This is a genomic window from Anoxybacillus sp. PDR2 (genome assembly GCF_009834045.1).
Classification (GTDB): Bacteria; Bacillota; Bacilli; order Bacillales; family Anoxybacillaceae; genus Anoxybacteroides; species Anoxybacteroides rupiense.
In genome coordinates, this window is sequence record NZ_CP047158.1 from 1,602,707 (window position 1) to 1,616,585 (window position 13,879).

The window sequence follows — 13,879 nt, forward strand, 5'->3', positions numbered from 1 at the left end:
GACCGTGAACAACAGCAGAAATGTCGTCATCGGAGTCGATATTGGCACAACAAGTACAAAAGCGGTGGTATTTGGCGAATTTGGCCAAGTCGTTTCATCCGCTTCATTTGATTATCCTATTATACAACCGCATCCCGGCTGGGCAGAGCAGGATCCTGACCTCATTTTTTCTGCCGTTGTCCGAAGTGTAAACGCTGCCATAAAAAAAGCGGGTATTCGGCCTGCTCAAGTTAAAGCTTTAGGATTTAGCGCGGCGATGCATTCGCTGATTGCCCTAGATGAACAAGGGATTCCTTTGACGCGCTGTTTAATCTGGGCAGATAATCGAAGCGCTGCGCAGTCGGAGAGGCTGTTGGATGAAATGAAAGGATTAGAGATTTATCAACGGACAGGAACGCCTGTCCATCCGATGTCTCCTTTGCCTAAATTGCTTTGGATGAAAGAAGAGCAGCCGCCATTATTTCGGCAGGCCCATAAATTTGTATCGATTAAGGAATATGTTATTTATCGGCTATATGAACAATACGTTGTAGATTATTCGACCGCCTCCGCAACCGGGCTTTTCCATCTTGACACATTGGACTGGGACGACGGTGTTCTACATTTGCTCGGAGTGACGAAACAGCATTTATCCCGCCCTGTTCCAGTAACTTATATTTTGCAAGGAATGAAAAAAGAATGGGCAGAACAAATGGGAGTAGACCAAGGAATCCCTGCCGTGATCGGGGCGAGTGACGGGGTACTTGCCAACGTTGGAGTAGGGGCCGTTTCTCCTGGAGAAGCGGCGATTACGATCGGGACAAGCGGTGCTGTACGTACGATTTCCTCTGTGCCAAAAACAGATTTAAGAGGGCGGACATTTTGTTATGCGCTGACCGATCATCATTGGATCGTCGGCGGGCCAACTAATAATGGAGGAATTTTGTTAAGATGGCTGCGCGATGAGTTTGGCGGTCAGGAACGAGAGGTGGCTAAAAAGCTGGGAATGGATCCATATGATCTTTTGACACAGTATGCCGAAACCGTCCCGGCAGGCTCAGAAGGGTTAGTATTTCTTCCGTTTCTCTCGGGAGAACGGGCGCCATATTGGAATGCGAAGGCGCGAGGAACCTTCTTTGGAATTAGTCTTCATCATAAGCGCGAGCATTTTATTCGTGCGGTGATGGAGGGCGTGTGTCTGAGCATCCTTTCTGTCGTTCTAGCCATCCGCGATGTGACCGGTTCGCTGTCGGAGATACGCGTATCAGGCGGGTTTGCAAAATCGGCATTTTGGCGGCAAATGCTCTCCGATATGCTGGGGAAAGAGCTGCTTGTTCCGGAAACGCACGAAGCGTCAGCGCTGGGAGCGGCGGTTATGGCGCTTTATGCGCTTGGCGACCTTTCGTCATTGGAAGAGGTTAAGCAGTGGGTTCATATTCAAGCGACCCATGTTCCGAACGAGAAAAATACAGCAGTTTATTTAGAGTTATTTGATTTATATGAGCGGTTGTACCAGCGATTGAAAGATGAATTTGACGCGCTTAGCGCATTTCAAGCAAAATATTCACGAAAATAGGATAGATGTTGACAACGATCGGATGATCAAACTCAAGCCGAATAGGTGCATTCTTTATGATTCATGAAAACTAAACCGATTTAGTTGAACAGGAGGATAAGGGGATGGGAATAGTTATTGTGATTGCGGCGATTGTCATTTTGCTTCTTTTAATTACTGTTGCAAAGCTTCATCCGTTTGTTGCGTTAATATTGACCGCAGTTGGTGTTGGTCTAGCGATGGGGATGCCCCTCATTGCTCCTTCCGATGAAGTGCCTGGTATTATCGATTCGATTAAAGCAGGGCTTGGCAACACTCTTGGATTTTTGGCAATTGTGTTAGCGCTTGGAACGATGCTCGGAAAAATGATGGCAGAGTCAGGAGGGGCAGAACGAATTGCCAAGACGCTCATTCAGCGCTTTGGACAAAAAAGAGTGCATTGGGCCATGATGGTTGTCGCTTTTTTAGTGGGGATTCCGGTATTTTTCCAAGTGGGATTTGTGCTATTAGTTCCGCTTGTATTTACGATTGCCATGGAAACGGGCATCTCGCTTATTACTGTTGGTGTTCCGCTTGTTGCGGGATTATCGGTTGTACATGGGCTCGTTCCGCCGCACCCGGCTGCGATGGCTGCGGTTGGCATCTTTCAAGCAGATGTTGGCTTAACCATTTTGTATTCATTCATTGTTGGATTACCAACAGCCATTATTGCAGGGCCGTTGTTTGGAAAATGGATCGGTGCGCGCCTGCATAAGAAAGTGCCGGATGAAATGGCTGAGCAGTTGGTGCTGCATCATGAAGCGAAGGAACTTCCAAGCTTCGCAAACACACTGTTTACGATTTTGCTGCCAGTTCTTTTAATGTTGATGGCCTCGATCGCCAATGTTGCCTTCGACCAGGAGACAGAAGCCGCGAAGGTGATCCGCTTTATTGGCGACCCGATCGTTGCTTTATTGATTGCAACCGTTTACTCTTTCTTTAGCCTTGGATATGCACGCGGATGGAAGCGTGATAAAGTGTTAAAGCTAGCGAACGACTGCCTTGGTCCCGTGGCCAATATTTTGCTTGTCATTGGCGCTGGCGGAGCATTTAACAAGGTGTTGCTTGATTCGGGAATCGGCACACAAATTGCGGAAGCGGCTCAGCATTCGCATATTTCGCCGCTATTGCTAGGCTGGGGGATTGCGGTGCTTATTCGCATTGCCACAGGATCGGCTACAGTTTCCATGATGACTGCTGCCGGCATTGTGGCGCCGATTGCTTCCAGTATTCCAGGAACTCATATGGAGCTTCTTGTGCTGGCGACAGGCGCTGGCTCCCTCATTTTGTCACATGTCAATGACTCGGGATTCTGGATGATTAAGGAATATTTTGGCATGACCGTCAAAGAGACGCTGATGACGTGGACCGCTCTTGAGACCATCATTTCGGTGGTAGCATTAGGATTGCTCGCATTATTAAATCTGATTGTTTAACTTACCTATAAACAAGCCGGACTCTAAAGGGAATGGCATAATGAAGAGGCCAGTCAATGACTGGCCTCTTGCTGTTCAAGTGGTTCATTTTTTAAAGATTGGCGGCCGAGCGGTTGTTTGGTTTGTTGGACTGTTTCGTTTTTGCTTTGACTATAAAAGAGAATAAAATAAGCAGACAAAGCGTTACAAGGCAAACCGCTGAACCGATCCAATTGTTTTGATTAAACAGAAAAGAAATGAAAATGGAAGATAAAGACAATGCGGCAAAACTAGTTAAGTACGGGAATCCCTTGACATGAAATGCCGGGATTTGTTGATAACGAAACCGCAGCTTTAACTGGGCCAAGCAAATACCGATCCATAATAAAAGAACAGTAAATCCAGGAATGCTCAATAAATAACTGATAATTTGTCCGGGAGCGATATAAGCCAAAAATAAACCGATGATAATACAGATGGCTGCAATCGTGAGCCCAATAATGGGTACCCCTTGCTTATTTACTTTTAATAAAGCTTTTGGCGCTTCGCCGTTTTGTGCCATTGAATATAACATTCTCGAAGTTGCATATACTCCCGAGTTCGCCGCTGATAGAACAGCTGTCACTAAAACAAAGTTCATAATATGGGCCGCTCCTGGCAACCCGGTCATATCTAATACTTGGACAAATGGACTGTTTTCGCCTGTCACTTTATCCCACGGCATTAAACCGCAAATAATAAGCATAGGGAGCATATAAAACAAAATCACTCGCCACATCGTTCCTTTCACTACTTTTGGCAGCACTTGTTCCGCATTTTTTGTTTCTGTCACGGCGACGCCGATTAACTCCGCACCGCCATATGAGAACATCACCACTAAGAGGGCACTTAGCACCCCTGTTATTCCGTGAGGGAAAAAGCCGCCGTGATCCGTGTAATGAGAGAGCGCATCGATTGTTTGTCCTGGGATGATGTTTGTTAACAGCAAACAGCCCAAAACAATAAAGGCGGTTAACGCCAAAATTTTAATGGCGGCAAACCAAAACTCAATTTCTCCATAATATTTCACTTGAACAAAGTTAATGGCGAAAATGAAGCTGGCGCAAAGCAAGCTTAAAAGCCATAGCGGAATGGCTGGAAACCAATATTGCAGAAAGCTGCCTGCTGCTAAAATTTCAACGATGATAACAATCGTCCAGTTGATCCAGTAGAGCCAGCCCGCAATAAAAGAGACATGAAAGCCAAACGCCTTATCTATCAGGTGCTGAACATTTGAGTTTGGATGGGCGATGGCCATTTCCGCTAATGCCGACATGACGATAAATAAAAGCAAGCCCCCTAATAAATAAGCAAAAACAACCCCAGGTCCCGCGATTGATAGCGTGTCTGAACTGCCTTTAAAGATGCCGGTGCCAATCATTCCAGCTAAAGCAATAAATTGGACATGCCTAGGCAGCAGTCCCCGCTTTAAGTCTTGCTGACGATTTTCCATGCTGTTCCTTCCTTTCTTCTTTTTTGCTGCAAAAAATGAGCGATAGGTTCAAGAATTTTTTCTGGATCTTTAATACTTAAACGCTTTTATGCTTTTATGCGTTTAAGTAAAAAATATGTTACTAGAATATAATAGTTTGATTTGCTTTGTCAATAGAAGGATAGAGATACCAATGGTGCTAGTTGAACATCACATGCAACCATATAAATCGGCATTAAAAAATGGACATAAATGAAAAGCGACAATGAACCAAAAGCATCAGAGAAAATCGTGTGTGGATCCTGAGAATGAACGGACATCTATATAAAAATAAAATACGATAAAAGCAAGCATTTAAAAAACGGGAAGGTGGTTGGTTTTATATTATATATAGTAGCGGTGGCATGGATATGGAGTGCGACGGTTGTTTTCATCATGCGCAGGTGCAACGAAAAGGCAAGTGGCTGACTGGCCTTGCAATCGCGTTTTTTACAGATGGGATTCGTTCAATCTTTATATCGTAGCTTCTATATTAATTTATGCTTAGATCTTACTGCTGAAAAAATGTCATGATCACGGGGGGAATGGAAAGAATCTTTTATCTTTGTGGAGAAATAGAACTTTTCAGGTCAGGAGCTTGGAGATTGTATCGATTTTTTAGAGTCCGTTCGCTCCCTTTACGGATGTGTTTATATATAATGAAGGAAAAAAAAGGGCGGGAACCGTCACGAAAATAATGAGAAACGTAACCTTTAATATGAAGTTTGCGCCTTTTCAACGGTCGGAGGCTTTCTTCCGACCGTTGAAAAAATGGGGATTCTGCTTTGGAATGGGTCTTCTTATAGGTGTGGTTAGGTTCGTTTACAGGCCTGATGGATGGGATGGATAGATCGAATCATCCATTGGTTTGCTTTGATTGTGTTCATCACGTTTTTTTAGGCTAGGAGAGCTTCCTAAAAAGTTCATGATGACAACCGCTCCAGACAACAAAAGAACTGCTCCGATAAAAAGTTCCATTCTCAACCCCTCCTTATGTTTATTATAGCATTTTTGTATTTTTTTACCAATTATTTATATCGCTCTAAAACGGCGAAAAATTGTTTCACAAACTCATAAAATACTTTTACAGATGGCGCCGGCTCGTGATAATCAGAAAGAATAATGCCGACATTTCGTTTGACGTCAGGCATGGAAATCGGAATTTTCACGGTAAAGCGCGGCATTGTATCATAAAATGTATTCTCAGGAAGCAGGGTGACGCCAATGCCGGCAGACACAAGCCCTTTAATGGCATCTAAATCTTCTCCCTCAGATGAGATGATTGGCGAAAATCCAGCCTGCTTACAAGCATCAAGCACAATTTTATGCAAAATGTAACCGGCTGGAAAAGTAACAAACGGCTCGTGGCGCAGTTCATTCAGCAGCAGGCTTTCTTTTTTTGCAAACCGGTGATTTTGCGGCAGCAGCACGGCAAAAGATTCAATAAATAGAATCTCTTTTTTGATTCCTTTTTCCTCGGTCGGGACAGGTCCGAGGAAGGCAAGATCGATCTCTCTTTTTTTCACGGCTTCAATTAAAAATCGATAAGATCCTTGACGCAAATGAAATTTTACGTTTGGATGCCGCTCTTTGAAGGCGGAGATCACCATTGGCATGGTGTGACTTGCCAAGCTAGAAGGGAAGCCAATTTTAATTGTTCCTTGCTCTGGATCTAAATATTCATCGATTTGCTGCTTGGCATGGTCGACTGCTCGCAGCACCGTTTCAGCATGCGGAAGAAAGTAACGGCCAACCGGAGTAAGCCTCACATTTCTCCCGTCCCGTTCAAACAGTTGGACGCCGAGCTCAGCCTCTAAATTAGCGATTTGGCGGCTGATGGCGGATTGGGCGACATGAAGCACTTCAGCGGTTTCTGATACGTGTTCGCGCTTGGCGACTTCAACAAAGTATTTTAGCTGCCTTAGCTCCATTTTTGTTCTCTCCTTCTCATTTATCTCAAAATGAGATTGATTTAATCTGAATTATATATTGTTTATATCATTTTTGGAAACTAAAATTACAATAACAGACTTTATCGGTAAAAGGAATGGGGGAGAAGACAAATGAAACATTACGGATTACCGCAAGCACAAGGTCTCTACCGTCCTGAATTTGAACATGACGCGTGTGGCATCGGCTTATATGCCCATCTTAAAGGAAAGCCGTCCCATGATATTATAAAAAAAGGACTTCATATGCTGCGCCAGCTTGAGCATCGCGGCGGGCAAGGAAGCGATCCAGAAACAGGAGACGGCGCAGGCATTATGGTACAAATTCCGCACGATTATTTTCGACAGGTTTGTGGGAAAATGCACCTTCCTGAAAAAGGTAGATATGGTGTTGGGATGGTATTTTTGCCGGAAAACGAGCAGGAACGGATCGATTATGAACATAAAATTAATGAGATCATTCAAAATGAAGGACAAACATTATTAGGATGGCGGACGGTACCCGTGGATATCAGAAAACTCGGAAAAAAGGCTGAGCAGACAAAGCCGTACATCCGCCAAGTATTTATTGAAGCGAGCCGTGATCTTGTCGATCAGCTTTCTTTTGAAAGAAAGCTGTATATCATACGCAAGCAAGCGGAAAAGCTGATTTCTGACAGCGAATTTTATTTCGCTAGCTTATCGAGCCGCACCATTGTTTATAAAGGCTTGTTAACTCCGGATCAGCTTGATGAGTTCTATGTTGATCTTCAAGACGAACGGTTTCAATCGGCCTTTGCCCTTGTGCATTCTCGCTTCAGCACCAATACGTTCCCAAGCTGGGAAAGAGCCCATCCAAACCGTTATTTGATTCATAATGGTGAGATTAACACGTTGCGCGGGAATATCAATTGGATGGCAGCGCGAGAAAAACAATTTGTCTCCGAGCTTTTTGGCGATGATTTAGCGAAAATCACTCCGATTTTAGATATGAATGGCAGCGACTCATCCATTTTAGATAACGCATTTGAATTTTTTGTTCTAGCGGGCAAAAAGCCGGCACATGCGGCGATGATGCTGATTCCAGAGCCGTGGTTTTGGGATCATGAGATGGATGACGAGAAAAAAGCATTTTATGAATATTATAGCTGTTTAATGGAGCCGTGGGATGGACCTACCGCCATTGTGTTTACAGACGGGAAACAGATCGGGGCGATTTTAGATCGCAATGGGTTGAGACCAGCCCGTTATTATGTCACAAAAGATGATTACATCGTTCTTTCGTCAGAAGTAGGAGTGATTGAATTAGAACCGGAAAACATTTTGTATAAAGATCGTCTGAGCCCAGGAAAAATGCTGTTAATCGATTTGGAAGAGGGAAGAATTATTTCCGATGAGGAGGTCAAAGCAGAAATTGCCAAAGAGCAGCCGTATCGGCAATGGCTTCAAGAACAGTTGATATCGTTGGAAGACTTGCCAATTCCAGAGCAAATGGAGCAGGTGGAGGAGCTGGTTGTCAAGCAGAAGGCGTTTGGCTATACACACGAAGATGTGGAAAAGACGATTTTCACAATGATCAAAGATGGGAAGGATCCTGTCGGAGCTATGGGGAATGACACGCCGCTTGCGGTGTTATCAGATCAACCGCAAAGCTTGTTTAACTACTTTAAGCAGCTGTTTGCGCAAGTGACGAATCCGCCGATCGATTCGCTTCGTGAATACATCGTCACCTCCACGATGACACTCCTCGGAAAAGAAGGAAATATTCTTCATCCGGATGCATCAGCGGCCCGCCGCATCCGCTTAGACTCTCCGATTCTTTTGAATGAAGAGCTTGCTGCGCTTAAAGCGAATCCGTACCCAGAGTTTCGCTGTGCTGTGCTGCCGTCATTATTCACAGATCATTTAAAACAGGCACTCGATCAGCTTTGTGAAGCAGCGGATGCTGCCATAAGAGAAGGAAAAACGCTTCTTATTCTCTCTGATCGCGGCATGGATGAGCAGCATATCGCTATTCCGCCGCTTTTGGCGGTGAGTGCACTTCATCAGCATTTAATTCGCAAAGGAACGCGCACGAATGCAAGCATTATCATCGAATGCGGGGAAGCGCGAGAGGTTCATCATTTTGCGGCCTTGATCGGATATGGGGCTGATGCAGTGAATCCTTATTTGGCTTTAGAAACGATTCGCGACGCGATCCAAAAAGAAGTGCTTGCTTATTCTTACAAGGATGCGGTGAGCAAATATAAAAAAGCAGCGACAGATGGTGTGGTCAAGGTTATGTCGAAAATGGGGATTTCGACTGTGCAAAGTTATCGGGGAGCACAAATTTTTGAAGCGGTCGGCATCGGCGAAGAAGTGATAAATCAGTATTTTACTGGAACCGCCTCACAAATCGGTGGAATCGGGCTAAATGAGATTGCATTAGAAACGAAATTGCGCCATGAGCGAGCATTCCAGTCAACGGAACGGGAAGCGACACTGGATTCGGGCAGCGAGTTCCAGTGGCGAAGAAACGGTGAGCATCATGCGTTTAATCCAAAGACGATTCATACGCTTCAATGGGCTTGCCGAAAAAACGACTATCAGCTCTTTAAGGAATATAGCAAAATGGCAAATGAAGAACGCATGACATTTTTGCGAAATTTGTTCGAATTTGATAAAACGAGAAAACCGGTTCCAATCGAAGAAGTAGAGCCGGTAGAGTCGATCGTGCGCCGCTTTAAAACAGGAGCGATGTCCTATGGCTCATTGAGCCAGGAAGCTCATGAAGCGCTGGCGATCGCGATGAACCGCATTGGCGGGAAAAGCAATAGCGGTGAAGGCGGAGAGGACCCAAGCCGATACGTTTCTGATGAAAACGGCGATCTTCGCAAAAGTGCCATTAAGCAAATCGCTTCAGGCCGTTTTGGGGTGAAAAGCCATTACTTAGTTCATGCGGATGAGCTGCAAATCAAAATGGCACAAGGAGCAAAGCCTGGCGAAGGAGGACAACTGCCAGGAAACAAAGTGTATCCTTGGATCGGCAAGGTTCGCGGTTCTACGCCGGGAGTTGAGCTAATCTCTCCACCTCCACATCATGATATTTATTCAATCGAAGACTTAGCTCAGCTTATTTATGACTTAAAAAACGCGAATCGAAAAGCGCGTATTAGCGTCAAACTTGTTTCGAAGGCTGGAGTGGGAACGATTGCGGCAGGTGTGGCTAAAGGGGCGGCCGATGTCATTGTTATTAGCGGCTATGATGGCGGTACAGGAGCGTCGCCGAAAACAAGTATTAAGCATGCAGGCCTTCCGTGGGAGCTGGGGCTTGCTGAAACGCATCAAACGCTCATGTTAAATGGTCTGCGCGACCGCGTTGTTTTGGAAACAGACGGCAAGCTGATGACAGGTCGCGATGTGGTGATGGCTGCTCTTTTCGGTGCTGAAGAATTTGGATTTGCTACAGCGCCGCTGGTGGTTCTCGGCTGTATCATGATGAGAGTCTGTCATTTAGATACATGTCCGGTTGGGGTGGCTACGCAAAATCCGGAACTGCGCGAAAAATTTATGGGAAAACCAGAGCATGTTGTGAATTTTATGTATTTCATCGCTCAAGAAGTAAGAGAAATGATGGCAGAGCTCGGTTTTCGGACCATCGATGAAATGGTTGGACGCGTCGATGTATTAAAAGTGAGCGATCGTATGAAGCAGCATTGGAAAGCCAAGCATCTTGATCTATCTCGATTGCTCTATCAAGTGGATGGACCGCGTACTTTTGCGCGACCGCAATACCATAAAATCGAAGAGTCGCTTGATTGTCATGAGCTGTTGCCGGTTGCTGCTTCAGCGCTAGAGAATGGGGAGCCAGCAGAGAAGCATCTTTCTATCCGAAATATCCATCGCACAGTTGGAGCGATTGTCGGCAGCGAAATATCGAAGCGCTATGGCGAAGAAGGGCTTCCTGAAGATACTATACGCTTCCATTTTTATGGATCTGCTGGTCAAAGCTTTGCGGCATTTGTGCCAACAGGAATGACAATGACCTTGACCGGTGACGCCAATGACTATATTGGAAAAGGGCTTTCTGGAGGAAAAGTGATTGTTCTTCCGCCAGAGGAAGCCGCTTTCTCTTCGGGTGATAACGTTATAGTCGGGAATGTCGCGTTTTATGGGGCCACTAGCGGCGAAGCCTATATTCGCGGACGGGCAGGAGAGCGATTCTGCGTAAGAAATAGCGGCGTGAATGCGGTTGTCGAAGGAATCGGCGATCATGGCTGTGAATATATGACAGGAGGGCGTGTTGTCATACTGGGGGCCGTCGGTAAAAATTTTGCGGCGGGAATGTCTGGCGGTATCGCCTATGTATTGGCCGATTACGCGGAACAATTTATGCGTACAGCGAACAAGGAAATGGTATTGTTTGAGAAGCTGGAAAATGAAGAAGAAATCAAGCGGGTACGAGAAATGATGACGAAGCATTATCAATATACCGGCAGTCCAAGAGCCGCTCATGTATTGGCTCATTGGGAGGAATTTGTCGCGAAATTTATCAAAGTCATCCCGAAAAACTACAAATTAATGATAGAAACAATCGAAGAAATGGAACGTTCAGGTCTCTCGAAGGAAAAAGCGCTTTTGACGGCATTCGAAGTGGTGGCAAAGCAAAAAAAGTCGATTGACATTCAGCATGCAAATTTAGAGGCGATCGCAAAATAGGCGATAGCCTCTGCACAGCGGAAAAGGAGGGGGAATGACAATGGGCAAAGCAACAGGCTTTATGGAGTATGCGCGCGAAGAAGAAGTGAAGCGTCAGCCACTTTCCCGCTTAGATGATTGGAAGGAATATACATTTCCGTTTTCTGATGAAACGTTGGCAAGACAAGGTGCCCGCTGTATGGATTGCGGGACCCCTTTCTGCCATATGGGCATGGAATGGAACGGATTAACCTCTGGATGTCCGATTCATAACTTGATTCCGGAATGGAATGATCTTGTTTACCGCGGCCGATGGAAGGAGGCATTAGACCGCCTTTTAAAAACAAATAATTTCCCAGAGTTTACAGGAAGGGTATGTCCTGCGCCGTGTGAAGGGTCCTGTACGGTGGCGATTTCAGATCCAGCTGTGGCAATTAAAGGCATTGAACGCGCTATTATTGATAAAGGGTTTGCCGAAGGATGGATTCAGCCAAGGATTCCGAAAAAACGGACAGGGAAAAAGGTGGCGATTGTTGGATCGGGGCCGGCGGGTCTAGCCTGCGCCGATCAGTTAAACCAAGCCGGGCATTCCGTTACGGTTTATGAGCGAGCAGATCGCATCGGTGGTTTATTGATGTATGGCATTCCAAACATGAAGCTTGAAAAAGAAGTCGTGGAACGAAGAGTCCGCCTTTTAGAAGAAGAGGGAATTTCATTTATCACGAATACGGAGATAGGAAGAGACATCACAGCTGATGAACTGCGTTCACAATACGATGCGGTCGTTTTATGTACAGGCGCTCAAAAGCAACGCGATCTGGTCATTGAAGGCCGAGAGCTTGAAGGCATCCATTTTGCTATGGACTATCTAACATTAACGACCAAAAGCCTGCTTGATTCCAACTTTACCGATGACGGTTTGATTGATGCGCGCGATAAGCATGTGATTGTCATTGGCGGCGGAGATACGGGGGCGGACTGTGTGGCTACGGCGCTAAGACAGAAATGTAAAAGCGTCGTTCAGTTTGGCAAGCATCCGGCCTTACCGCAACAGCGCGCTGAAAATAATCCTTGGCCGCAGTTTCCTCTTGTGTTTACATTAGACTACGCCTATGAAGAAGCAAAAGTGAAATTTGGTGCAGATCCTCGGCAGTACTGCATTCAAACGAAAAAAATTGTTGGGGATGAACAGGGCAAAGTCAAAGAGCTGCATACGATTCAAATGGAAAAAATCACAGATGAAAGCGGAAGAGCGGTATTTAAAGAAATTCCTGGGACTGAACAAGTGTGGCCGTGTGATTTAGTGTTTATTGCTATTGGCTTTGAAGGCACTGAACAGCCTCTTTTACAGCAATTTGGCGTCGAAACCGTCAATCAAAAAGTGAAGGCTCCTTATGGTCAATATACAACCAATGTAGAGGGAGTGTTTGCTGCAGGTGATGCGAGACGCGGTCAAAGCTTAGTCGTATGGGCCATTCATGAAGGTCGGGAAGCAGCAAGAGAAGTGGACCGTTTCTTAATGGGAGTGACCTATTTACCGTAATTGTATAGATGATGTTAAAAAAGCGGAAGAGATCTTCAAGGTCCCTTCCGTTTTTTATAGTCGAGTGCCTAAATCACAAGTCTATAAATCCAATCTAAAAACGATAATGTTCGAACGAACAAGCAGATGGCGGTGTTCGTTTCTAGTTCATCCGCCCCATCTTCCCTTGAACTTATCTATCGAGAAATCTCCCGTTTTGAAACGAAGGGGAGGCGGGAGAGGTTCATAAAGAGTTTGGTTATAGAAGAAAACTACGATTGCATATGCTTTAACGTTTCTTTAATGCCGACTGCATAAGGAGTTTGCGGAATCGGACCGACGGTTTTTTCATATTTGCCGCCGTCTAATATGACCGGCTTTTCGTTTAAATACATCATTTCTGCATATTCTCTCATAAAGGGATTAAACATCCCGACAAGTTGAATCATCCATTTGTAGATGGGTTTGATGCGGATGTTAGCGTTTAAATAGCCTCCGGCAATTTCAGCGATTTCTTTTCCGGAAATCGTTCCGGCTCCTGGTATATTCCATGATTGATAAAAACAATCATGACGCAGCGATAATTCTACTAATGCTTCTGCTCCATCTTTAATGTAAATAAATTCTCTTTGAATGGAAGGATCGCCAACATAAAAAGCCATTTTCCTTTTTAGCATTTGCTGAAATGTAAAATGAAGAAGGGTGTTTCCTGCGTTGGGGCCGTAAAAATCAGGAAAATGGACGATTAGGTATGGAATGCTAGATTGTTCAATTTGCTCCAACAGCTTTAACCGCAGTTTGCCTTTTTTTGTATGCGGTTTTTTAGGAGACGCTTCGGTTGTTTTTTGAGATTGCAAACCATATGAATAAATATTATCTACGTAAACAAACGGTTTATTGTAGATTCGGCACGCTTCTAAAATGTTTGAAAGAATAATCGCTAGATTAGGATCCCAATGTTGATAGGGAAGATTGATAGCATGAAAGACCATGTCTCCTTTTGCTACGGCGGCTTCGACATCCTCGAGATTCATAGCATCGCCGGGCAGGATGCTTGTGAGGTTTCCCCAGTTTTGCTGTTTATCTAATAATGTTGGTTTTGAACGGGCTACCGCTATCACATATATTTTACGTTTGATAAGGGCTTCGACTAATGCGCTTCCCATTCCCCCAGTAGCGCCAAACACAACGGCCGTTTTCATTGTTTCACTCCCTTGACTGATTAGAGAAGAATCATTGTTCTAATAATTGTTT

At 45.0% G+C, this 13,879-nt stretch carries 8 protein-coding genes; 4 read left to right on the forward strand and 4 right to left on the reverse strand.

Annotated elements, in window-relative coordinates:
• Window positions 1–4: 4 nt before the first annotated feature.
• Together GRQ40_RS07765 and GRQ40_RS07770 are read left to right on the forward strand one after the other, a co-directional pair.
• Window positions 5–1,555 (forward strand): gluconokinase, encoded by a 1,551-nt coding sequence (locus GRQ40_RS07765; protein WP_159719673.1) that lies wholly within the window; start codon window positions 5–7, stop codon window positions 1,553–1,555.
• A 104-nt stretch (window positions 1,556–1,659) separates the two neighbouring features.
• Window positions 1,660–3,009: a GntP family permease gene (locus GRQ40_RS07770; RefSeq protein ID WP_159719674.1), complete on the forward strand. Its 1,350-nt coding sequence runs from the start codon at window positions 1,660–1,662 to the stop codon at window positions 3,007–3,009.
• 91 nt (window positions 3,010–3,100) lie between these two features.
• Here the strand turns inward: GRQ40_RS07770 and GRQ40_RS07775 are convergent, their stop codons facing one another.
• The 3 genes from GRQ40_RS07775 to GRQ40_RS07785 form a co-directional block, all read right to left on the reverse strand.
• Window positions 3,101–4,480, reverse strand: coding sequence for an amino acid permease (locus GRQ40_RS07775; protein ID WP_159719675.1), 1,380 nt, complete (start codon window positions 4,478–4,480; stop codon window positions 3,101–3,103).
• Between the two features lie 840 nt (window positions 4,481–5,320).
• Window positions 5,321–5,476 carry a hypothetical protein gene (locus GRQ40_RS07780; RefSeq protein WP_159719676.1) on the reverse strand — a complete coding sequence of 52 codons (156 nt, stop codon included), beginning with the start codon at window positions 5,474–5,476 and terminating at the stop codon, window positions 5,321–5,323.
• 50 nt (window positions 5,477–5,526) lie between these two features.
• Window positions 5,527–6,429: a glutamate biosynthesis transcriptional regulator GltC gene (locus GRQ40_RS07785; protein WP_159719677.1), complete on the reverse strand. Its 903-nt coding sequence runs from the start codon at window positions 6,427–6,429 to the stop codon at window positions 5,527–5,529.
• Window positions 6,430–6,561: 132 nt separating this feature from the next.
• Here GRQ40_RS07785 and gltB point away from each other — a divergent pair, with 132 nt between their 5' ends.
• Together gltB and GRQ40_RS07795 are read left to right on the forward strand one after the other, a co-directional pair.
• Window positions 6,562–11,124: a glutamate synthase large subunit gene (gltB, locus tag GRQ40_RS07790; protein WP_159719678.1), complete on the forward strand. Its 4,563-nt coding sequence runs from the start codon at window positions 6,562–6,564 to the stop codon at window positions 11,122–11,124.
• 40 nt (window positions 11,125–11,164) lie between these two features.
• A complete protein-coding gene (locus tag GRQ40_RS07795; protein WP_159719679.1) occupies window positions 11,165–12,646 on the forward strand; it encodes a glutamate synthase subunit beta in 1,482 nt (493 codons plus the stop codon).
• A 251-nt stretch (window positions 12,647–12,897) separates the two neighbouring features.
• On the opposite strand, the gene GRQ40_RS07800 is transcribed toward GRQ40_RS07795, so the two are convergent.
• Window positions 12,898–13,827 carry an NAD-dependent epimerase/dehydratase family protein gene (locus GRQ40_RS07800; protein ID WP_159719680.1) on the reverse strand — a complete coding sequence of 310 codons (930 nt, stop codon included), beginning with the start codon at window positions 13,825–13,827 and terminating at the stop codon, window positions 12,898–12,900.
• Window positions 13,828–13,879 lie beyond the last annotated feature (52 nt).

Bases quoted from the DNA above. Each gene is read 5' to 3' on its own strand.
- gltB (WP_159719678.1), top strand. From the start codon at position 6,562: ATGAAACATTACGGATTACCGCAAGCACAAGGTCTCTACCGTCCTGAA.
- GRQ40_RS07775 (WP_159719675.1), bottom strand. From the start codon at position 4,480: ATGGAAAATCGTCAGCAAGACTTAAAGCGGGGACTGCTGCCTAGGCAT.
- GRQ40_RS07770 (WP_159719674.1), top strand. From the start codon at position 1,660: ATGGGAATAGTTATTGTGATTGCGGCGATTGTCATTTTGCTTCTTTTA.
- GRQ40_RS07785 (WP_159719677.1), bottom strand. From the start codon at position 6,429: ATGGAGCTAAGGCAGCTAAAATACTTTGTTGAAGTCGCCAAGCGCGAA.
- GRQ40_RS07795 (WP_159719679.1), top strand. From the start codon at position 11,165: ATGGGCAAAGCAACAGGCTTTATGGAGTATGCGCGCGAAGAAGAAGTG.
- GRQ40_RS07780 (WP_159719676.1), bottom strand. From the start codon at position 5,476: ATGGAACTTTTTATCGGAGCAGTTCTTTTGTTGTCTGGAGCGGTTGTC.
- GRQ40_RS07800 (WP_159719680.1), bottom strand. From the start codon at position 13,827: ATGAAAACGGCCGTTGTGTTTGGCGCTACTGGGGGAATGGGAAGCGCA.